Here is a 19,527-nt window from a genome sequence, read left to right as displayed (position 1 = left end):
CGGGGCGGGCGGGGGCGCCGGCGGCGGGGCGCGGCGCGGCGGCACCCTCGCGCGGGCGGGCGGGCGTCGCGGCCGGCGCCGGGCCGGCCGTGCCGCTTCCCGCGGCCGGGCGCGGCGGCGCGGGGCGGCGCGGGGCGGGGCTCTCGGCGGGCGCGCCGGCGGCCGGCGCGGGCGCGGCGCCGCGCGGCACGGGGGGCGGCAGCGGCCCGGCGGTCTGCGCCCGGACCCCCGGGGCGAGGGCGAGCAGCAGGGAGAGGGGGAGCAGGCGTTTCATCGGGCATCGATCACGCGCAAAACCGCGGCGCCCGGTCAAGGCGGTGGATGCAACTAGAGCGAGAGAAGCCCGCCGGAACCCACCGATTCCAGGAAGGTAACGACCCCCGCCACCTCCACGCCCTCTGCGAGGTCGCCGGGCGCGATCCCCTCGGCCCGCATCCCGGCCTCGCAGGCGATGAGGCGGAGGCCGAGCTCGTTGGCCGCCTCGAGCAGGGTGCCGATTCCCGCGACGCCGCGCCCGGCCAGCAGCGCCTCGCGCGGGTCCGCGAGAAGGGGGGTGTCGCGGCGCAGGAGGGCGAGGCCCGCGTTGGTGGCGAGGACCGTCACCGGGCGCCCGATGGCCGCGGCCGCCGTGGCGAGGACGAGGGCGTAGTGGGCGGGCTCGTGCCCCGCGCCGCGGAGGAGGATGCCGAGGGGCGTCATCCTCCGCACAACCTGCAGGTGGGGTCGCGGCGGAGGCGGATGGTGCGGAAGCGGGTGTCGAGCGCGTCCCAGAGCAGGAGGCGGCCGGATAGGGATTCGCCGATGCCCAGCACCTCCTTCAGCACCTCCGTCGCCTGGAGCGTGCCCATGACACCCGTGACGGCCCCAAGCACGCCCGCCTCCCCGCAGGAGGGGACGAGGCCGTCTGGCGGGGGCTCGGGGTGCAGGCAGCGGTGGCAGGGGTGGGGGGCGCCGAGATGGGACTTGAAGGTCGAGAGCTGGCCCTCGAAGCGGAGCACGGCGGCGGAGACGAGGGGGCGGGCCAGGCGGTGGCAGGCGTCGCCGAGAAGGAAGCGGGTGGGGAAGTTGTCGGTGCCGTCGCAGACGAGGTCGTAGCGGGGGACGAGGTCGCGCGCGGTCTCCTCGGTCAGGCGGACGGCGTGGGGCTCGACGGCGGTCAGCGGGTTCAGGGCGCGGAGCGTCTCGGCCATGCTCTCGACCTTGGGGCGGCCGACGCGGTCCGTCGCGTGGGCGACCTGGCGTTGGAGGTTGGAGAGCTCCAGCGTGTCGTGGTCCACGAGGCCGATCGTGCCGATGCCGGCGGCGGCGAGGTACATCGCCAGCGGCGAGCCGAGGCCGCCGGCGCCGACGACGAGCACGCGCGCCTGGCGGAGGCGCGCCTGCCCGGTGGCGCCGACCTCGCCGAGGAGGATGTGGCGGGAGTAGCGGTGAAGCTCGTCCTCGGTGAAGTCGAGGTCGAGGCGTGGGGGTCCGTCCATGGGGGGGATGTCGGGGGCCGGGGGGCGCGGGGCAAGCGCCCTCAGCGCGCGCCCGTGCTGCCGAAGCCCCCCTCCCCGCGCGGCGTGTCCGGGAGCTCGGGCACCTCCTCGAACACCGCGCGCAGCACCGGGGCCAGCACGGCCTGGGCGATGCGCATGCCGCGCTCCACCCGGAAGGGCTCGGTGCCCGCGTTGAGGAGGATGACCTGGACCTCGCCGCGGTAGTCCTCGTCGATCGTGCCGGGGGCGTTCGGCAGGACGATGCCGTGCTTGAGGGCGAGGCCGGAGCGGGGGCGGATCTGCCACTCGTGCCCGGGGGGGAGCGCGACGCGGAGCCCCGTCGGGATCAGCGCGCGGCCGTGGGGGAGGATGACGACGGGCGGGCCGATGGCGGCCAGCAGGTCCATCGCGGCGGCGCCCTCGGTCGCGTAGGCCGGGAGCGGCAGGCCTTCCGCATGGGGCAGGCGGGTGACGCGGATGGTGGCGCTCACGGGTGGAGCGCCTCCGCCACGCGGTCGGCCAGGCGGGCGGCGACCTCGACTTTCGGCAGGCGCGGCCAGTGCTCCACGCCGTGGTGGGTGACGAGGTGGACGGTGTTCTCCGCGCCGCCCATAGCGTCGCCCGAGACGTCGTTGGCGACGATCCAGTCGCAGCCCTTGCGGGCGAGCTTCGCCTGGGCGTGCTCGATCACCCGCTCGGTCTCGGCGGCGAAGCCGATGACGAGCTCCGGGCGCTGCGGGTGGCGGGAGAGGGTGGCGAGGATGTCGGGGTTGGGCACCAGCGCGAGCGGCGGCGCCGACTGGTCGAGGGGCTTCTTCATCTTCTGCGCGGCGGGCTCGGCCGGGCGCCAGTCGGCGACGGCGGCGGCGAAGACCGCGGCGTCGGCGGGCAGCGCGGCCTCGCAGGCGGCCATCATCTCGCGGGCGGTCTCGACGTGGAGGGTCTCGACGCCTTGCGGGTCCGGGATCGCGACGGGGCCGGCCACGAGCGTGACGCGCGCGCCGAGCGCCGCCAGCGCCGCGGCGATGGCATGGCCCTGCTGGCCCGAGGAGCGGTTGGCGAGGAAGCGCACGGGGTCGATCGGCTCGTGCGTCGGGCCGGAGGTGACGAGGACGTGGCGGCCGGTCAGCGGCAGCGCGCCGGGGGCCGCGCCGCGGACCGTGTGCGGCGCCGGCGCGGCCGCCGCCTGGGAGGCGGAGAAGGAGGAGGGCGCGGCCTCCACGGGGTCGGCGTGGTGGTCCACGGGGTGGGGCAGGCCGTCCGTGAAGCTGGAGGGAGATGGGCCGCGCGGGCGGTGGCTGGGGCGACCTTCCTGCTCGGCGATGGCGGCGTCCAGCGCGTCCTCGAGGGCGGCGTCGGGCGCGCCGTGGGCGGGGTCGGTGAGGATGGCCTCGATGGCGGCGAGGATGGCGGGAGGCTCGGCGAGGCGTCCGGTGCCGCTCTCGGCCTCGGCCATGGGGCCGTCCTCGGGGCCGGCGAAGGCGACGCCGCGGGCCATGAGGGTCGCGACGTTGGCGCCGGTCGCGGGGTGGGCCCACATGGTCGGGTTCATGGCGGGGGCGACGAGCACGGGGCCGCCCCAGGCGAGGAGGGCGGCGCCGGCGAGGTCGTCGGCGAGGCCGGCCGCCATGCGCGCGAGGCGATCGGCCGAGGCGGGGGCGACGACGACGAGGTCGGTCTCGCGCGCCAGGCGGATGTGGCCGCGGGCGGATTCCTCCTCCAGCGACCAGAGGTCCTGCGCCAGGGCGCGGCCGGTGATGGCCTGCAGCGCGTGGGGGGTGACGAAGCGGGCGCCGCCGCCGGTCAGCAGGCCGGTGACGGTGGCGCCGGCCTTGCCGAGCAGGCGGGCGAGTTCCAGCGCCTTGTAGGCGGCGACGGAGCCCGAGACGATCAGGAGGACGCGCTTGCCGGCGAGGGTCACGGAGTGGCTCACAGGCGCCACCCCGAATGGATGGCGACGATGCCGCCGGAGAGGTTGCGGTAGGTGACGTTCTCGAGGTCGGCCTCGCGGAACATCGTCGCCAGCGCCTCCTGGTCGGGCATCATGCGGATGCTCTCGGCGAGGTAGCGGTAGCTCTCGGAATCCTTCGCCACGCGGGCGCCGATGGCGGGAAGGGCCTTGAAGCTCCAGGCGTCGTAGAGCGGGTCGAGCGCGGCCACCTGCAGGCGGGAGAACTCCAGCACGAGGAAGCGGCCGCCCGGGCGCAGCACGCGGCGGGCCTCGCGCAGGACGGCGGGCTTGTCCGTGCAGTTGCGCAGCCCGAATGCCATGGAGACGCGCTCGACCGAGCGGTCGGGGAAGGGGAGCTTCTCGGCGTCGCAGCAGACGAAGTCGAGGCCGGCGGCCAGGCCGCGGCCGAGCGCCCGGCCCTGCCCCACGCCGAGCATGGCGGCGTTGATGTCGGCCAGGATCACCCGCGCCGCGCCGCGCTCCTTCGCCAGGAAGCCGATGTCGCCGGTGCCGGCGGCCAAGTCGAGCAGGGTGTCGCGGGGGCCGGCGCCGATGGCGTTGACGAAGGCGCGCTTCCAGAGCCGGTGGAGGCCGACCGACATGAGGTCGTTCATGACGTCGTATTTCGGCGCCACGCTGTCGAAGACCTGGCGGACGAGGGTGGCCTTGCTCTCGCGCGGGACGGGGGTGAAGCCGAAGTCGATGGTGTCGCCGTTGGCGTCGCGGGCGGTGTCGTTCTGGGGCATTGGGAAAGGATAGGGCGGGGCGGCGGACTCCCCCAGTCCCCCCTCCCCCTTATCCGCAAAAAGGCGGAGCGCCGCCCTCAGTCGCCGATCGCCACCCCGTCCCGCCGGGGGTCGGCGGCGCCTTCCCAGCCGCTGGGGACGCGCCGGAGGATCTGCAGCCCGGTGTTCATCTCGACCACCTGAGGCGCGTGGCCGAGGGCGCGCAGGGGCTCGGCGAGGGCGGCGGCGGGGGTGTTCGCCTCCAGCTCCTCCTCGCCGTTCTGGGCGCCGATGCGCGGGCGGGCGGTGGCGCGGCGGGCGTCGGCGCCCCAGGCGAGGACCTCCACCACCGCGACGGCCACGGAATCGACGATCCGCGCGCCGCCCCCGGCGCCGACCACCAGCTCCGGCGCGCCGTCGGGGCCGAGGACGATGGTGGGGGCCATGGTGGTGACCGGGCGCTTGCCGCCGGCCATGGCGTTGAAGGCGGGGGCCTCGGCCGGGCCGGGGTTGGCCGCGAAGTTGGTGAGGCCGTTGTTGAGGGTGATGCCGGCGGCCAGGCGCTCCGCCCCGAAGTTGAGGTTGTTGGTCGTGGTGAAGGAGACCGCGTTGCCCGCCGCGTCCACGACGGCGACGTGGGAGGTGCCGGCCAGCGCCAGGGGGTCGGAGGCGGCGGGCAGGGCGCCGTGGCGCTCGAGGGGGTTGCCGGCGGGCGCCTCGGCCATGGCGCGGGCGGGGTCGACCAGGCCGGCGCGCGCGGCGAGGTAGGCGGGCGCGACGAGGGGGCCGGTGGGCACGGGCACGCGGTCGGGATCGCCCATCCAGCGGCGCCGGTCGGCGGTGGCGAGGCGGCTGGCCTCGAGGATCAGGTGGGCGGCCCCCGGCGAGTCCGGCGCGAGGCGGGAGATGCCGAGGCGGTCGAGCATCCCGAGCTGCTGCTGCACGGCGACGCCGCCGGAGGAGGGGGGCGCGGCCGAGCAGATCGCGCGGCCGAAGGCCGTGGCGCAGACGGGGTCGCGCCGCTTCGCCTCGTAGCCGGCGAGGTCCCCCTCGGTCATCCAGCCGGGCACGGGCTCGCGCGCGGTCGCCTCCAGCACGGCGCGGGCGAGCGGGCCGGCGTAGAGGGCTTCGGGGCCGTGCTCGGCGAGCGCGCGCAGGGCGGCGGCCTGGGCGGGGTTGCGCAGGGGGGTGCCGACCGGGAGGGGCTGGCCGTCCGGCCTGAGGAACAGCGCGCGGATCTCGGGGTCGCGGGCGAGTTCCACCGCGCGGGCGGCGAGGACGCGGTGGAGGGTGGGCGGCATGGGGAAGCCCTCCTCCGCCGCGCGGATGGCGGGGGCGAGGAGGTCGCGCCAGGGCAGGCGGCCGTGGTCGGCCCGGACGAGGGCGAGCATCCGCAGCGTGCCGGGCACGCCCACCGCGCGGCCCGAGCGCGCGACCGTCGCCGCGCCCACGCGGGTGCCGTCGGCGGCCTCCACCAGGCGGGCGGTGGCGGCCGCGGGCGCCGAGGCGATGCCCTCGTAGCCCGCGAGGCGGCGCGTCGCCGCGTCCCAGTGGAGCAGCAGGGCGCCGCCGAGGAGGCCGGTGGCGTTGGGCTCGACCACCGAGAGGACGGCCTGCACGGCGACGGCGGCGTCGGCCGCGCTGCCGCCCGCGCGGAGGATGCCGAGCCCGGCCTCGGCCGCCAGCGGGTGGGCGGCGGCCACCATCCGGCGGGCGGGCCCCTCGGCGGCGCGCGCGGCGAGGCCGAGGGCGAGGAGGGCGGCGAGCAGGAGGGCGGGGCGCATCGGGAGGGCTCCGGGGCCGAAAGGGGCGGCCATGGTTCCCCCGAATCGGGGAGGGGTCCAGCGGTCCCCTCCCCCGCCATCGTTCCCGCGCGGCGGCCGCCCTATATCCCCGCCATGCCCGAACTGCCCGAAGTCGAGACCGTGATGCGCGGCCTTTCCGCCGTGCTCACCGGCCGCACCATCGCCCGCGCCGAGACCCGCCGCGCCGGGCTGCGCTGGCCCTTTCCCGAGAACCTCGCCGAGCGCCTGGGGGGCCGGCGGGTGGAGGGGTTCCGGCGGCGGGGGAAGTACATGCTGATGCGGCTGTCGGAGGGGGAATCCGCGCTCATCCACCTCGGCATGTCCGGGCGGATGGTGGCGCGGCCGCCCGGCGAGGGACCGGTGCCGCGGATCGCGCCGCAGGGCGCCTTCTCGGACGCGCGGGGGTCGGGCGACGGGCTGGCGCACGAGCACCTGATGATGGAGACCGAGGACGGCTGGCGGGTCGGCTTCCAGGACCCGCGGCGCTTCGGCTGCCTCGACCTCGTGCCGACCGCGGCGGAGGACGGGCACCGGCTCCTGCAGGGCATGGGGCCGGAGCCGTTGGACGAGGGCTTCGACGCCGCTTCCCTCTCCCGCGCGCTCAAGGGCCGGGCCACGCCGATCAAGGCCGCGCTGCTCGACCAGGGCGTGGTGGCGGGGCTGGGGAACATCTACGTGGCCGAGGCGCTGTTCCGCGCGGGCATCTCGCCGCGCCGCCTGGCGGGCACGGTGGCCGGCGCGCGGGCCGCGCGGCTGGTGCCGGCGATCAAGGCGGTGCTGGGCGAGGCGATCGAAGCGGGCGGGTCCTCGCTGCGGGACTACGTGCGGAGCGACGGCGAGATCGGGCGCTTCCAGGACCGCTTCGAGGTCTATGATCGGTTCGGCCAGCCCTGCCCGCGCTGCCCGGGGCCGCCGGCCTGCGCGGGGGTGGCGCGGATCGTCCAGGCCGGGCGCAGCAGCTTCTTCTGCCCGCGCACGCAACGCTGAGGGGGCGCTGAAGGCGCCCGCCCGGGCCTTGCGGCGGCATCGTTGGATAACCTACCGTCCGCCCCGAGCGGCGCGCGTTCCACGACGCGCCGCCAGGAGGATCCGATCCCTTGTCCCAGACCTCGCGGGCAAGTCCCGGGCGTGCCGCGCCGCCGCGGCCGCGGCAGGGCGCCGCCTTCCTCGCGCGGCCGCCCGCGCCGGAGGCGGAGCGGCCGCCCCGGCCATCGCCCTCCGCCGGGGAGGCGGCGCGCGCCGCCCGCGGCGCGGTGAGCCTCGGCCCGCTCGGCGACACCATCGGCTTTCACCTGCGGCTGGCGCAGGAGGCCTCCTTCGCGGCCTTCGCGCGGCGCAGCGCGGGGGCGTGCCGGGGCGGGCAGCCCGCGGCGGCGCTCAAGCCCGGCCGCTTCGCCATGCTGGCGATGATCCACGAGAACCCCGGCCTGTCGCAGACCGCGCTCGGCGCCGCGGTGGGGCGGGACAAGTCCACCCTCACCCCCGCGCTGGTGGAGCTCGAGCGGCGCGGGCTGGTGCGGCGGGACCGGGGGGCGGACCGGCGGAGCTACGCCCTCTCCCTCACCCCCGCCGGCGAGGCCGCGCTGGACGCGCTCGGCCGCCACGCGGCGCTGCACGACCGGCTTCTCGACCGCCTGGTGGGCGCGGAGAACCGCGACGCCTTCCTCGACACGCTGCGCCGCCTGATCGCGGGGCTGGACACGGAGCGGCACTGACATGGACGTCAACGCGACCCCGGCCCGCGTGACCGTGCGGGAGGCGGTCTTCGACCTCCTGCGCGGCCTCGGCATGACGACGGTCTTCGGCAACCCGGGCTCGACGGAGCTGCCCTTCCTCGACCGCTGGCCCGCCGACTTCCGCTACGTGCTCGGCCTGCAGGAAGCGAGCGTGGTGGGGATGGCGGACGGCTACGCGCGCGCCACGGGGCGCTGCGCCTTCGTCAACCTGCACTCGGCGGCGGGCGTCGGGCACGCACTGGGCAACGTGTTCACGGCGCTGCGCAACGGCGCGCCGATGGTGATCACGGCGGGGCAGCAGACGCGGTCGCTGCTGCCGAACTTTCCCTTCCTGGGCGCGACCGAGGCGGCGGGCTTCCCCAAGCCCTACGTGAAGTTCTCGGTCGAGCCCGCGCGGGCGGAGGACGTGCCGGCGGCGATCGCGCAGGCGCACCGGATCGCGATGCAGCGCCCCTACGGCCCGACCTTCGTCTCCATCCCCTCGGACGACTGGGCGGCGGCCTGCCGGCCGGTGGCCGCGCGCGCCTGGTTCCCGGACGCGGCGCCCGACCCGGCGGCGCTGGAGGAGGCGGCGCGCGCCCTCGACGCCGCGCGGCGCCCGGTGCTGGTGGTCGGGCCCGAGGTGGACGCGGAGGGGGCGGGGCCGGCGATGGTAGCGCTGGCCGAGCGGATCGGCGCGCCGGTCTGGACGAGCCCGTTCTCCTCCCGCCTCTCCTTCCCGGAGGACCACCCGCTGTTTGCCGGGCACCTGCACGCCTCGCCGTCGCAGGTCTCGGACGCGCTGATCGGGCACGACCTGGTGCTGGTGGTGGGGGCGCCGGTCTTCACCTTCCACGTGCCCGGGGAATGCGCGCTGTTCTCCGCGGGGATCCCGATCCTCCAGATGACGACCGATCCGGAGACGGCGGCGTCCGCGCCTGTCGGCACGGCGATCCTGGGGGCGCTGCGGCTCGGGCTGCCGTCGCTGGCGGGGCTGCTGCGCGGCGAGCCGCGCCCCCCGCCCGCCCCCCGCGCGCGCCCGGCGCCGCCCGAGCCGAGCAGCCCGGTCGGCGCGGCCTACGCGCTGCACCGGTTGCACGCGGCGATGCCGCGGGACGCGATCCTGGTGGAGGAGGCGCCCTCGCACCGCCCGACGATGCACGCGACGATGCCGAGGCGCGACTGGGGCTCCTTCTTCACCATGGCGAGCGGCGGGCTTGGCTACGGGCTGCCGGGCGCGGTGGGCGTGGCGCTGGCGCATCGCGGGCGGCGCGTGGTGTGCCTCATCGGCGACGGATCCTTCATGTACTCGCCCCAGGCCGTCTGGACGGCGGTGCAGGAGCGGCTGCCGCTGGCCATCGTCGTGATGAACAACGCGGGCTACGGCGCCATGCGCTCCTTCTCGCGCGTGCTGCAGGTGCGGGACGCGCCGGGGATCGACCTGCCCGGGCTCGACTTCGTGGCGATGGCGCGCGGCATGGGCTGCCCGGGCCGGCAGGCGGGGACGCCGGAGGAGTTGGAGGACGCGCTGGCCGAGGCGATGGCCGCCGCGGGGCCGATGCTGGTGGAGGTCGCCATCGATCCCGTCATCCCGTCGCTCTACGACAAGAAATAAGAACCGCAGGAGACAGCCATGCTGGACGTGCCGCTGATCATCGGCGAGGGCGACCGCCCCGCGACGGGCTCGGCCACCTTCGAGCGCCGCAACCCCGTGACCGGGGAGGTCGCGACCCGCGCCGCCGCCGCGACGGTGGCCGATGCCGAGGCCGCCTGCAACGCGGCGGCCGCCGCCTTCCCCGCCTGGTCTGCGATGGGCCCGGGCGCGCGGCGTGGCGTGCTGCTGAAGGCCGCCGATGCCCTAGCCGCGAAGGCGCCCGAGTTCATCCGGCTGATGGCCGACGAGATCGGCGCGACGGCGGGCTGGGCGGGGTTCAACGTGCATCTCGCGGCCGGCATGCTGCGCGAGGCGGCGGCGATGACGACGCAGACGACGGGCGAGGTGATCCCCTCCGACAAGCCCGGCTGCCTCGCGATGTCGATCCGCGCGCCGGTCGGCGTGGTGCTGGGGATGGCGCCCTGGAACGCGCCGGTCATCCTCGGCGTGCGCGCGCTGGCCCTGCCGCTGGCCTGCGGCAACACGGTGGTGCTGAAGGCGAGCGAGCTCTGCCCCGGCACGCACAGCCTCATCGCGCAGGCGCTGCGCGAGGGCGGCGTGCCGCCGGGCGTGGTGAACGTGGTGACGCATTCGGCCGAGGACGCGCCCGCGGTGGTGGAGGCGATGATCGCGCACCGGGCGGTGCGGCGAATCAACTTCACCGGCTCCACCAAGGTGGGGCGGATCGTCGCGATGCACGCCGCGCGGCACCTCAAGCCCGTGCTGCTGGAGCTCGGCGGCAAGGCGCCGATGATCGTGCTGGAGGACGCGGATTTGGACGAGGCCGTGAAGGCCGCGGCCTTCGGCGGCTTCATGAACCAGGGCCAAATCTGCATGTCGACCGAGCGGCTGGTCGTGGTGGAGAGCGTGGCGGACGAGTTCGTGCGACGGCTGGCCGACTTCGTGGCGGCGCTGCCGGTGGGCGACCCGCGCGGGGGCAACGTGTTCCTCGGCTCGGTGGTGGACGAGGCCTCCGCCGTGAAGGTGGAGCGGATGATCCTGGACGCGACCTCCAAGGGCGCGGTGCTGCACGGGGGCGGCGCGCGGCAGGGCACGATCATGCCCGCCGCGATCGTCGACCGCGTGACGCCGTCGATGGACCTCTACGCGGAGGAGTCCTTCGGGCCGGTCGTGGCCATGATCCGCGTGGCGGACGCGGAGGAGGCGCTGCGGGTCGCCAACGACACGGAGTACGGGCTCTCGGCCGCGATCTTCACGCGCGACGTGGCGCGCGGGATCGCGCTGGCCCAGCGGATCGAGAGCGGCATCTGCCACGTCAACGGGCCGACCGTGCACGACGAGGCGCAGATGCCCTTCGGCGGCACCAAGTCCTCCGGCTACGGCCGCTTCGGCGGGCGCGCGGGAATCGCGGAGTTCACGGAGCTGCGCTGGATCACGGTGGAGACGCGGCCGGGGCAGTACCCCTTCCCGCCCGCGGCCGCGAAGGGTGCCGGGACGCCGCCCGCCGCCACGCCCGGCGCGCATTGAGGGGCGCGGGACCATGACCGGCATCCTCAACCGCCGCGCGGCGCTCGGCCTTGGCGCGGCGGCCCTGGCCGCGCCCGCCGCCCGCGCGCAGGGCGGCGGCTACCCGAACAAGCCCGTCCGGATCCTCGTGCCCTTCCCGCCGGGCGGGCTGGTGGACCTGCTGGCGCGCTCCGTCTCGCAGTCGCTGGCCGCGCGGCTCGGGCAGCCCTTCGTGGTGGAGAACCGCACGGGGGCGGGCGGCAACATCGGCGCCGACCTCGCGGCCAAGGCGGCGCCGGACGGCTACACGCTGCTCGCCTCCTCCATGGGGCCGCTGGCGGTGAACCAGTTCATCTACCCCTCCATGCCCTACGACACGAACACGGCCTTCGCGCCGATCACGCTGCTGGCGACGACGCCGAAGGTGGTCTGCGTCGCCAACGCGCGGCCCTGGCGGAACCTGGGCGCGCTGGTGGCGGCGGCGAAGGAGAGGCCGGGGCAGCTCACCGCGGGCTCGGCGGGGGCGGGCAGCAGCCTTCACCTGGCGCTGGAGCTCTTCAAGGGCGCGACGGGGACGGACATCCAGCACGTCCCCTACCGGGGCGCGGCGCCGGCGGTGACGGACCTCGTCTCGGGCAACATCGACCTCGTCATCGACAACGTGCCGAACATCCTGCCGCAGATCCGGGGCGGCGGCGTGCGCGCGCTGGCCGTCGCGACGGAGGCGCGGCTGCCGCAGCTGCCGGACGTGCCGACGACGGCGGAGGCGGGGGTGCCGGGCTTCCTCTTCGGCACGGCCTTCGGCATGGCGGCGCCGGCGGGCACGCCGGACGCGGTCGTCGCGGTGGTGGCGGAGGCGGTGGCCGCGGCGCTGCGCGACCCCGCGATCGGCGGGCGCCTGGCCGAGCAGGGCACCATCCTCGGCGGCACGGGGCCCCAAGCCTTCGCGGCGCTGATCGAGCAGGAGAAGCGGACGCTGGAGCCGGTGATCCGGCGGGCCAACATCCGCGCGGACTAGGGGCGGCCGCTACGCGCCCAGCTCGGCGGGGGTGAGGCGCCATCCCCCCTCGCCCTCCGGCGGCTCCACCCAGAGCGGCAGGGCGTTAGGCGTGCGGATGTTCGCGGGCAGGCCGGCGGCCTGGCGGAAGGCGCGCCAGAGGGCGCCGTGGGCCACCACCAGCACGGGGCCGGGCCGGGCGGTCGCGCGGTTGATGGCGGCGACCGCGCGGGCGCGGAGGTCGGCGAAGGGCTCGGCGCCCTCGGGGGTCGCGCGGCCGGCGACCCAGTCGTCGAACCAGTCGGACATCTCCTTGCCCTCCTGCACGCCGAAGCCGCACTCCACCAGGCCCTCGTCGAAGGTGATGGGCAGGTTCAGCCGGGCGGCCACGACCTCCGCCGTCACACGGGCGCGGCCGAGGGTGCTGGAATGGATGGTGCGGATGCCGCGCCCCACCAGCGCCTCCGCCGCGCGCCCGGCCTGGGCGAGGCCCACGGGGTTCAGCGGGATGTCCACCTGGCCCTGGGAGAGCATGCGGGCGTTCCAGTCGGTCTCGCCGTGGCGGAGGAACCAGAAGGGGATCGGGTTAGGGTCGGTCATGGGGCCTCGGGACGGGCCGGGGATGGCCCCAGCCCCTCCTCTCGTTGGAGTGTGCTCTGGACGCGCGGGGGCCTTCGGCCTCAGGCCGGCATGCCTTCCTGCTCCAGCACCCGCTTCACCGCCGGGCGCTCCAGCATCGCCTTCAGGTGGCGGTCGAGCTTCGGCGGCAGCGGCTTGCCGACGCGCTTGGCCTGCCAGTACTCGACGAAGAAGAGGGCGGCGTCGGCGACCGAGTAGCCTTCGGGCAGCACCCAGGTGTCGCCGGCCCAGTTCTTCTCGACGAGGTTGAAGAACTTCTCGGCGTTCTGCTGGGCCTGCTCGATCACCTGCGGGTGGTCCTCCTCGCGGACGGAGAAGTTCCCCGGGCGGAACTGGCGGGTGAAGGCGTTGGGGTGGATGGTGCCCGTGACGTAGTCGATCGCCTCCAGCGCGCGGGCCTGGGCGGCGGGGTCGCGGGGCATCAGGTTGGCCTCGGGGTTGCTGCCGGCGAGGTAGAGGGCGATGGCCGGCCACTCCGTCAACGCCCGTCCCTCCCCGTCGAGCTCCAGCGCGGGCACCTTCGACTTCGGGTTCACCGCCTGGAACTCGGGCTTGTGCTGCGCGCCCTCCTTCAGGGCGACGGGCGCCAGCTCGTAGGGCTTGCCGATCTCCTCGAGGATGACGTGGATGCCCATGGAGCAGGCGCCGGGGGCGAAATAGAGCTTCATCTGGCGGGTTCCTCAGCCTTTGCGGGGGCGGAGGGTGGCCCAATCGGCGGCGGGGCAGAAGGGGGGGGCGGGCGGCTTGCCGCCGCGCCCCGGGAATGCGTGGCGCTCAGGCCGGCCCTCAGGCCGGCAGGGGGGCGGCCCCGCGCAGCCCCGCGGCCTGGAGCCCCGCGAAGGCGAGGACCGCCAGCGCCTGGGCGAGGACGAAAGCGGTGCCGAGCGCGTTGGGCGAGACCCAGCCGAGGGCGAGGATCGCGACGCTCTCGACGGTCCAGAGCAGGTTGATGGCGACGACGGCGCGCACGAGCCCGCGCGGCGGCGCGGCGTGGCGGCCGAGCCAGAGGACGAAGGCGGTGTAGGGGATCAGCACCGCGCCCGCCGCGCGCAGCAGGCCCGGTGGCAGGAGGGTGAGCTCGGCCAGCGGGCTGGCCGCGAGCAGCATCAGCGCGCCGGTGGCGCCGCTCGCCGCCGCGTCGAGCAGCAGGGCGCGGCGGAGGAAGGGGGAGGCGTTCATGGGGTGGCTCCGGTCGGCCGGCGGGAGTGCCGGTGGGCGGACCCTGGTCCCGCGGCGGGCGGCGGGTCGATGACCTCGGAGGTCATGGAAGCGGCGCGCGGCGCGGCGATAGGCTCCCCCCATGAGCACGCGCCTGGCCCCGATCGGCGACCACCTCCGCAGCTGGCGGCAGCGCCGGCGCATGAGCCAGATGGACCTGGCGCTGGAGGCGGAGATCTCCACCCGGCATCTCAGCTGCCTCGAGACCGGGCGGGCCATGCCGAGCCGCGGGATGGTGCTGCGCCTGGCCGAGCAGCTCGAGGTGCCGCTGCGGGAGAGGAACCTCTGGCTGGCCTCCGCCGGATTCGCGCCGGCCTATCCCGAGCGGCCGCTGGAGGACCCCTCGATGCGGCCGGCGCGGGCGGCGGTGGAGGCGGTGCTCGCGGCCCACGCGCCGAACCCGGCGCTGGCGGTGGACCGGCACTGGAACCTCGTCTCGGCCAACGCCTCCGTCCCGCCGCTGATCGCGGGGGCGGACGCGTCGCTGCTGGTGCCGCCGGTGAACGTGATGCGGCTGGCGCTGCACCCGGCCGGGCTCGCGCCGCGGATCGGGGACTTCGGCGCGGTGCGCGCGCATTTCCTCGCGCGGCTGGCGCGGCAGGCGACGGTCTCGGGGGATCCGGCGCTGGCGGAGCTGCTGCGGGAGCTGCGCGGCTATCCCGCGCCGGCCGGGAGTGCGGAGGAGCCGGAGGCGCTCGCCCTGCCCTTCCGGCTGCGCGTGGGGGAGGCGGAGCTGTCCTTCCTCACGACCACGATGGTCTTCGGCACGGCGCACGAGGTCTCGCTGTCCGAGCTGACGGTCGAGACCTTTTTCCCGATGGACGAGGCGACGCGGGAGGCGCTGCGGCGCCTCTAGTTGAACAGCGTGGAGACCGAGGATTCCTCGCTGATCCGGCGCATGGCCTCGGCCAGCAGCGGCGCGATGGTGAGCTGCTTGATGTTGGACGAGATGCGGACCGCCTCCGTCGCCTGGATGCTGTCCGTGGTGATCATGTGCTGGATGGGCGCCGCGCCGATTCGCGCGACCGCGCCGCCCGAGAGCACGCCGTGGGTGACGTAGACCGAGGCGGAGCGCGCGCCGTTCTTCAGCAGGGCGTCGGCCGCGTTGCAGAGGGTGCCGCCCGAGTCGACGATGTCGTCCACGAGAATGCAGTCGCGGCCGTCCACGTCGCCGATGACGTTCATCACCTCCGACACGCCGGCGCGCGGGCGGCGCTTGTCGATGATGGCGAGGTCCGTGTGCAGGCGCGTCGCGATGGCGCGCGCGCGGACGACGCCGCCGACATCGGGCGAGACGACCATGAGGTCGCGGCCCTTGAAGCGCTCCTGGATGTCGCGCGCGAAGAGGGGGGCGGCGAAGAGGTTGTCGACGGGGATGTCGAAGAAGCCCTGGATCTGCCCCGCGTGGAGGTCGAGCGTCAGCACGCGGTCCGCGCCGGCCTGGGTGATGAGGTTTGCGACGAGCTTGGCCGAGATCGGCGTGCGGGGGCCGGACTTACGGTCCTGCCGGGCGTAGCCGAAATAGGGGATCACCGCCGTGATGCGGCGCGCGGAGGAGCGGCGCAGCGCGTCGAGCGTGATCAGCAGCTCCATCAGGTTGTCGTTCGCCGGGTAGCTCGTGGACTGGATGACGAAGACGTCCTCGCCCCGGATGTTCTCCTGGATCTCGACGAAGATCTCGAGGTCCGCGAAGCGGCGGACGGAGGCCTGGGTGAGCGGCAGGTTGAGGGCCGCGGCGACCGCCTCGGCGAGGGGGCGGTTGCTGTTGCAGGCGAGGATCTTCATCCGCGTGGAATCTCCGGGCGCGCCGTGGGCGGGCCTGGCGAGCCCACGGTTGGGCAGGTCAGCGGCCGGGCGGCGTGGGGCGGCCGGGGGATAGCAACCGGCCGCCGCCAAGTCCATGCCGGCCGAACGATCACGGCCCCCGCCGGGCGCATGCCAGGGTGACGCGCCGCACGACGGCGTGACCGGCGGGGCTAGGGCGCGACGGTGCGGGCGCGGGCGGGCGGGCGGGCCCGCGGCGGGGCGGGCGCGGCGGCGGGGATGGCGGGCGCGGCCCCGGTGCCGGCGGATTCGAGCGGCGGCGCCTCCCCTCCCGCAGCGGCGGGCGCCTCGCCGCGCCGGGTCGCGGCCTCGCCCAGGCCGCCGGCGTTGGCGATGATGTCCCGCACCGCCACCGAGGCCTCCTCCGCCACGACGTAGGCGACGTCGCCCCAGAGGCCGTTCAGGCTGCCCGTCGGCACCTCGTTGAGCTGCAGCGCGCGGCCGAGGTCGTGGCCGTCGCGGCGGGAGACCTTCCAGAGGATCTCCACGCGCTGCTTGCGGTCCGGCGCCGGGGCCATGGTGACCTCGCCCGAGACGGCAAAGGCGGCGCCCTCCGCGCCGTCCTGCACGACGAGCCCCTTGGTGGCCAGGAAGTCGCGCATGCGGGTGGCGAGCGCCTGGTTGCCGTCCCCGGGGGCGCCGCGGACGCCGGTGAAGCGCAGGCGGGGCGGGCCGCCGGCGCCGTTGAAGGCGACGGTCTCGGAGGCGCGGCGGGCCGCCTCGCCGCGGGAGAGGAGGCCGGCGACGACGGGGGCGTCGCGGGCGGCAACCTCGCGCAGCAGGGCGGGCTCGGACTGGCTCCAGTCGGCCAAGCCGACCGGGGCGCCGCGGGCCTGGCCGAGCACGCGGCCGTCGGCGTCGCGGATGGCGTAGCCGGGCACCACCCCCTGGCCCTCGCGGTCGGCGGTGATGTCGAGGCGCCAGTCGAGCGGGGCCGGCGGGCCGGCCACGGCCGGGACCTCGGCGGCCTCCAGCGCCTCCGACATGGCGACGGCGAGGTCGCTCGAGGCCAGGTCCGGGAGGAGGGCGGCGGTGGGGGACGGCACGGCGATCCGGTAGGCCGGCGGCGCGGCCAGGCGGCGCCCCTCCGCGCCCGGGTTGCCGCGGAAGGGCTGCGGCAGGGGGCCGCAGGCCGCGAGCGCGGACAGGGCCACCAGCAGGACGGCAAGGGACCTCAGCACGGGTCGCACGCGCTCAGCCCAGCACGCAGGAGGCGACCAGCGTCAGGAAGGCGAGCACGAGGAAGATGAAGAGGTAGGGCATGGGGCGCCCTTATCGCGAAGGCGGCGGCGCGGCGCCAGCGGGGATGCGGGGAAGCGTCCCCCTACCCCGGCAGGGCGATGGCCGAGAGCTGGTGGCCGATGGGGCCGCCGCCCTCCAGCGTGCGGCGCCGGTGGGAGAAGAAGCGGCCCTCGTCGGGCAGGGTGTCCTCCGGCAGGGCCTCGGCGGCGACGCCCGCGGCGCGGAGGCGGGCGAGGATGAGGCCGGCCATGTCGAACTGCCAGTGGCCCTCGCGCGCGCCGGGGGCGAGGAAGCGCTCGCCCGCGGGGTCGGCGGCCAGCAGGGCCTCGCGGAGGTCGGCGCCCACCTCGTAGCTCGGCTGGCGGATGCAGGGGCCGAGCGCGGCGGCGATGCCGGACCGGCGGGCGCCGAGGCCCTCCATGGCGTCGATGGTCGCCTCCAGCACGCCGGCCAGGGCGCCGCGCCAGCCGGCGTGGCAGGCCCCGACCACGCCCGCCCGCGCGTCCGCGAAGAGGACGGGGCCGCAATCGGCGGTGATGATGCCGAGGGTGACGCCGGGGCGGTTGGTCACGGCGCCGTCGGCGCGGGGGCGGGACTCGTGGGGGATGGGGGCCTCGACCACCGCCACCGCGGTGCCGTGGACCTGGTAGAGGCCCGAGAGGGAGGCGGGCTCGGTGCCGATCGCCCGCATGGCGCGCGCGCGGTTCTCCTGCACGGCCCCGGGGTCGTCCGTGCCGGAGAGGGAGCAGTTGAGGCTCGCGTAGCGGCCGGTGGAGACGCCGCCGCGGCGGGTGAAGAATCCGTGGGGCAGGCCGGCCAGGGAGGGGGCAGCGAGGAACTCGGCGGTGGGTTCGGTCATGCGGCCTCGAAGCCGGGCGGGGTGGGAAGGGCGGGGTGGCAGAGGGCGAGGGCCTTGAAGAGGCGGCCCATGGCCTCGGGCGCGGTGAGGCGCGTCGCGGCCTCGAGGTGGCGGGCGCCGCGGCCGGGGTCGGAGGCCGCGAGGGCGGCGGCGCGGCTGTGCAGGCCGAGGCGCGTGAGCAGGACCCCCTGCGGCACCGGCCCGTGGGCGGCGGCGCCGGCCGCGCGCGCCGCCGCGGCGAGGGCGGCGAAATCGACATGGGCGGTGAGGTCGGCGGTGCCGGGATCGGCGAGCGGGTCGGCGGCGGCGTGGCCGCGGATGGCCTGGAGGCTGCTGCCGGGGGCGCTCCGCTCCGGCCCGTAGTCGATGAGGAGGGCGGCGCCGCCGCTCGCAGCCAGGCGGGCGCCGAGGGTGGCGGCCAGGGCGAGGGCGGGCTCGTTCACCTCGCGGACTTCGCCCTCCTCGCCCTCGTCCGGCAGCGGGGCGTCCGGCGCGGGGCGCTCGGCGAAGGCGCCGCCGGCGACGAAGCGCTCCGCCCAGGCGCCGCCGCGGCGGACGAACTGGCGGATGGGCAGGGCGTCGAGAAACTCGTTGGCGAGCAGGATCAGCGGGCCGTCGGGCAGCGCCGCCACGTTGTCGTGCCAGGTGGCCTCGGGCAGGCGGGCGCGCTGGGCCTCGCGGAGCAGGGGCGAGGTCTCGACGAGGTGCAGCCGGGCGGCGCGGGCGAAGTCCGGCACCATGGCGCTGATGGCGCGGAGCGCGTCGGCCATCAGCGTGCCGCGGCCCGGCCCGGCCTCGGCGAGGAGGACGGGGTCGGGGCTTCCCATCAGCGTCCAGGTGACGGCGGCCCAGAGGCCGAGGCATTCCCCGAAGGCCTGGGTGATCTCGGGGGCGGTGGTGAAGTCGCCCGCCGCGCCGAAGGGGTCGCGCCCCGCGTAGTAGGCGGCGTTGGCGCGCGCCATGAAGGCGTCGAGGCGCTCCGCCCCCTCCCCGGCCTCGCTCAAGCGGCGGGCGCCTCGGCCACGCGGCGGCTGCGGGCCATCAGCCAGGCGCCGGCGAGGACCATGGGCAGGGAGAGGAGCTGGCCCATGGTGGCGCCGGCGAAGAGGAAGCCGAGCTGCGGGTCGGGCTGGCGGAAGAACTCGCCGGTGATGCGGGCGATGCCGTAGCCCGCGAGGAAGGCGCCCGAGGTGAAGCCGGGGCGGGCGCGGAGCGCGGGGGTGCGGATGATCCATTGCAGCACGACGAGGAGGATCACCCCCTCCATCGCCGCCTGGTAGAGCTGCGAGGGGTGGCGGGGCTCGGGCCCGGCATGGGGGAAGATCATCCCCCAGGGCACGTCGGTGGGGCGGCCCCAGAGCTCGCCGTTGATGAAGTTGGCGAGGCGGCCGAGGCCGAGGCCGATGGGGACGACGCTGGTGATGCGGTCCGCGAAGGGGAGCAGCGGCAGCCGGTTGCGGTGCGCGAACCAGGCGATGGCGACGATGACGCCCAGCGCCCCGCCGTGGAAGGACATGCCGCCGTGCCAGAGGTAGAGGACCTCCCAGGGGGCGGTGACGAGGATGTCCGGCCGGTAGAACAGCACGTAGCCGAGCCGCCCGCCGAGGATGATGCCGAGCGTCGCCCAGGTGACGAAGTCGTCCATCGCCTCGGGCGTGCCGGCCACGGGCGGGCGCGTCACGAGGCGGCGGGCGACCTGCCAGGCGATGACGATGCCGGCGATGTAGGCGAGCGCGTACCAGCGGATGACGACCGGCCCGATGGCGATGGCGACCGGGTCGAAGGCGGGGAAGAGGAGGGCGGGGATCATGCTTCGGCTTCGGACGGGGGCCCGGCGCGGGGCCGCGCGGGGTGGGGGCGGTATAGGCCCGAACCCCGCCGGCGGGAAATGGCGGGCGGCGCGTTGCGGCGGGTCTTGAAACGATGCCGGCGCCGGGCCAGTTCACCCGGCGA

At 76.2% G+C, this 19,527-nt stretch carries 21 protein-coding genes; 6 read left to right on the top strand and 15 right to left on the bottom strand.

The window, feature by feature from the left end; all coding sequences use genetic code 11:
• The 7 genes from EAH89_RS12290 to EAH89_RS12260 all read right to left on the bottom strand — a co-directional run.
• A partial coding sequence (locus EAH89_RS12290) for a hypothetical protein (RefSeq protein ID WP_206667527.1) occupies positions 1–274 on the bottom strand: 274 nt, incomplete at its 3' end.
• Between the two features lie 53 nt (positions 275–327).
• Positions 328–699, bottom strand: a complete 372-nt coding sequence (locus tag EAH89_RS12285; RefSeq protein ID WP_140883367.1) for a DsrE/DsrF/DrsH-like family protein — start codon at positions 697–699, stop codon at positions 328–330.
• A complete protein-coding gene (locus EAH89_RS12280) occupies positions 696–1,478 on the bottom strand; it encodes a HesA/MoeB/ThiF family protein (protein WP_140883365.1) in 783 nt (260 codons plus the stop codon). The genes EAH89_RS12285 and EAH89_RS12280 overlap by 4 nt, the downstream gene beginning before the upstream one ends.
• A 41-nt stretch (positions 1,479–1,519) precedes the next feature.
• Positions 1,520–1,969, bottom strand: coding sequence for a dUTP diphosphatase (gene dut, locus EAH89_RS12275; RefSeq protein ID WP_140883363.1), 450 nt, complete (start codon positions 1,967–1,969; stop codon positions 1,520–1,522).
• Positions 1,966–3,411 carry a bifunctional phosphopantothenoylcysteine decarboxylase/phosphopantothenate synthase gene (locus EAH89_RS12270; RefSeq protein WP_241666991.1) on the bottom strand — a complete coding sequence of 482 codons (1,446 nt, stop codon included), beginning with the start codon at positions 3,409–3,411 and terminating at the stop codon, positions 1,966–1,968. Before EAH89_RS12270 ends, dut begins: the two co-directional genes overlap by 4 nt.
• Positions 3,408–4,175, bottom strand: a complete 768-nt coding sequence (locus tag EAH89_RS12265; protein ID WP_140883360.1) for a class I SAM-dependent methyltransferase — start codon at positions 4,173–4,175, stop codon at positions 3,408–3,410. Before EAH89_RS12265 ends, EAH89_RS12270 begins: the two co-directional genes overlap by 4 nt.
• A 77-nt stretch (positions 4,176–4,252) precedes the next feature.
• The gene (locus tag EAH89_RS12260) at positions 4,253–5,938 is read right to left on the bottom strand and encodes a gamma-glutamyltransferase family protein (protein WP_161993559.1); all 1,686 of its coding nucleotides are present in this window, start codon (positions 5,936–5,938) and stop codon (positions 4,253–4,255) included.
• 114 nt (positions 5,939–6,052) lie between these two features.
• Here EAH89_RS12260 and mutM point away from each other — a divergent pair, with 114 nt between their 5' ends.
• From mutM to EAH89_RS12235, 5 genes are all read left to right on the top strand, one after another.
• Positions 6,053–6,946, top strand: a complete 894-nt coding sequence (mutM, locus tag EAH89_RS12255; RefSeq protein WP_140883356.1) for a bifunctional DNA-formamidopyrimidine glycosylase/DNA-(apurinic or apyrimidinic site) lyase — start codon at positions 6,053–6,055, stop codon at positions 6,944–6,946.
• 110 nt (positions 6,947–7,056) lie between these two features.
• Entirely contained in the window at positions 7,057–7,674 is a 618-nt protein-coding gene (locus tag EAH89_RS12250; RefSeq protein WP_241666990.1) for a MarR family winged helix-turn-helix transcriptional regulator, read from the top strand.
• Between the two features lies 1 nt (position 7,675).
• A complete protein-coding gene (gene mdlC, locus EAH89_RS12245; RefSeq protein WP_140883353.1) occupies positions 7,676–9,289 on the top strand; it encodes a benzoylformate decarboxylase in 1,614 nt (537 codons plus the stop codon).
• 18 nt (positions 9,290–9,307) lie between these two features.
• Positions 9,308–10,816 (top strand): aldehyde dehydrogenase, encoded by a 1,509-nt coding sequence (locus EAH89_RS12240; protein WP_140883351.1) that lies wholly within the window; start codon positions 9,308–9,310, stop codon positions 10,814–10,816.
• Positions 10,817–10,829: 13 nt separating this feature from the next.
• Positions 10,830–11,813 carry a Bug family tripartite tricarboxylate transporter substrate binding protein gene (locus EAH89_RS12235; protein WP_140883348.1) on the top strand — a complete coding sequence of 328 codons (984 nt, stop codon included), beginning with the start codon at positions 10,830–10,832 and terminating at the stop codon, positions 11,811–11,813.
• 9 nt (positions 11,814–11,822) lie between these two features.
• On the opposite strand, the gene EAH89_RS12230 is transcribed toward EAH89_RS12235, so the two are convergent.
• The 3 genes from EAH89_RS12230 to EAH89_RS12220 form a co-directional block, all read right to left on the bottom strand.
• On the bottom strand, positions 11,823–12,392 hold the full coding sequence (locus tag EAH89_RS12230) for a histidine phosphatase family protein (protein ID WP_140883346.1): 570 nt from the start codon (positions 12,390–12,392) through the stop codon (positions 11,823–11,825).
• A gap of 80 nt (positions 12,393–12,472) precedes the next feature.
• Positions 12,473–13,099 (bottom strand): glutathione S-transferase family protein, encoded by a 627-nt coding sequence (locus EAH89_RS12225; protein WP_140883343.1) that lies wholly within the window; start codon positions 13,097–13,099, stop codon positions 12,473–12,475.
• A gap of 118 nt (positions 13,100–13,217) precedes the next feature.
• Positions 13,218–13,610 carry a hypothetical protein gene (locus tag EAH89_RS12220; protein ID WP_140883341.1) on the bottom strand — a complete coding sequence of 131 codons (393 nt, stop codon included), beginning with the start codon at positions 13,608–13,610 and terminating at the stop codon, positions 13,218–13,220.
• Positions 13,611–13,731: 121 nt separating this feature from the next.
• Between EAH89_RS12220 and EAH89_RS12215 the strand changes: the two genes are divergently transcribed.
• Positions 13,732–14,505 (top strand): helix-turn-helix domain-containing protein, encoded by a 774-nt coding sequence (locus EAH89_RS12215; protein ID WP_140883339.1) that lies wholly within the window; start codon positions 13,732–13,734, stop codon positions 14,503–14,505.
• Here the strand turns inward: EAH89_RS12215 and EAH89_RS12210 are convergent.
• The 5 genes from EAH89_RS12210 to lgt all read right to left on the bottom strand — a co-directional run bounded on the left by EAH89_RS12210 (position 14,502) and on the right by lgt (position 19,384).
• A complete protein-coding gene (locus EAH89_RS12210) occupies positions 14,502–15,434 on the bottom strand; it encodes a ribose-phosphate pyrophosphokinase (protein WP_140883338.1) in 933 nt (310 codons plus the stop codon). The two genes, EAH89_RS12215 and EAH89_RS12210, sit on opposite strands and share 4 nt — an antisense overlap.
• Positions 15,435–15,625: 191 nt before the next feature.
• Positions 15,626–16,654, bottom strand: coding sequence for a hypothetical protein (locus EAH89_RS12205; RefSeq protein ID WP_140883336.1), 1,029 nt, complete (start codon positions 16,652–16,654; stop codon positions 15,626–15,628).
• Between the two features lie 143 nt (positions 16,655–16,797).
• A complete protein-coding gene (gene pgeF, locus EAH89_RS12200; protein WP_140883334.1) occupies positions 16,798–17,574 on the bottom strand; it encodes a peptidoglycan editing factor PgeF in 777 nt (258 codons plus the stop codon).
• Complete coding sequence (locus tag EAH89_RS12195) at positions 17,571–18,536, bottom strand: class I SAM-dependent methyltransferase (protein ID WP_140883417.1); 966 nt, start codon at positions 18,534–18,536, stop codon at positions 17,571–17,573. Before EAH89_RS12195 ends, pgeF begins: the two co-directional genes overlap by 4 nt.
• Before the next feature lie 38 nt (positions 18,537–18,574).
• Positions 18,575–19,384: a prolipoprotein diacylglyceryl transferase gene (gene lgt, locus EAH89_RS12190; RefSeq protein WP_140883332.1), complete on the bottom strand. Its 810-nt coding sequence runs from the start codon at positions 19,382–19,384 to the stop codon at positions 18,575–18,577.
• Between the last annotated feature and the right edge of the window lie 143 nt (positions 19,385–19,527).

Origin of the sequence: Muricoccus nepalensis, assembly GCF_006438825.1 — a bacterium.
Lineage (GTDB): Bacteria > Pseudomonadota > Alphaproteobacteria > Acetobacterales > Acetobacteraceae > Roseomonas > Roseomonas nepalensis.
Note: the sequence above shows the minus strand (reverse complement) of the source record. Positions and strands in the feature narration are given on the sequence as shown.

Bases quoted from the DNA above. Each gene is read 5' to 3' on its own strand.
- EAH89_RS12285 (WP_140883367.1), bottom strand. From the start codon at position 699: ATGACGCCCCTCGGCATCCTCCTCCGCGGCGCGGGGCACGAGCCCGCC.
- EAH89_RS12280 (WP_140883365.1), bottom strand. From the start codon at position 1,478: ATGGACGGACCCCCACGCCTCGACCTCGACTTCACCGAGGACGAGCTT.
- EAH89_RS12265 (WP_140883360.1), bottom strand. From the start codon at position 4,175: ATGCCCCAGAACGACACCGCCCGCGACGCCAACGGCGACACCATCGAC.
- EAH89_RS12260 (WP_161993559.1), bottom strand. From the start codon at position 5,938: ATGCGCCCCGCCCTCCTGCTCGCCGCCCTCCTCGCCCTCGGCCTCGCC.
- mutM (WP_140883356.1), top strand. From the start codon at position 6,053: ATGCCCGAACTGCCCGAAGTCGAGACCGTGATGCGCGGCCTTTCCGCC.
- mdlC (WP_140883353.1), top strand. From the start codon at position 7,676: ATGGACGTCAACGCGACCCCGGCCCGCGTGACCGTGCGGGAGGCGGTC.
- EAH89_RS12240 (WP_140883351.1), top strand. From the start codon at position 9,308: ATGCTGGACGTGCCGCTGATCATCGGCGAGGGCGACCGCCCCGCGACG.
- EAH89_RS12235 (WP_140883348.1), top strand. From the start codon at position 10,830: ATGACCGGCATCCTCAACCGCCGCGCGGCGCTCGGCCTTGGCGCGGCG.
- EAH89_RS12230 (WP_140883346.1), bottom strand. From the start codon at position 12,392: ATGACCGACCCTAACCCGATCCCCTTCTGGTTCCTCCGCCACGGCGAG.
- EAH89_RS12225 (WP_140883343.1), bottom strand. From the start codon at position 13,099: ATGAAGCTCTATTTCGCCCCCGGCGCCTGCTCCATGGGCATCCACGTC.
- EAH89_RS12220 (WP_140883341.1), bottom strand. From the start codon at position 13,610: ATGAACGCCTCCCCCTTCCTCCGCCGCGCCCTGCTGCTCGACGCGGCG.
- EAH89_RS12215 (WP_140883339.1), top strand. From the start codon at position 13,732: ATGAGCACGCGCCTGGCCCCGATCGGCGACCACCTCCGCAGCTGGCGG.
- EAH89_RS12210 (WP_140883338.1), bottom strand. From the start codon at position 15,434: ATGAAGATCCTCGCCTGCAACAGCAACCGCCCCCTCGCCGAGGCGGTC.
- pgeF (WP_140883334.1), bottom strand. From the start codon at position 17,574: ATGACCGAACCCACCGCCGAGTTCCTCGCTGCCCCCTCCCTGGCCGGC.
- EAH89_RS12195 (WP_140883417.1), bottom strand. From the start codon at position 18,536: ATGGCGCGCGCCAACGCCGCCTACTACGCGGGGCGCGACCCCTTCGGC.
- lgt (WP_140883332.1), bottom strand. From the start codon at position 19,384: ATGATCCCCGCCCTCCTCTTCCCCGCCTTCGACCCGGTCGCCATCGCC.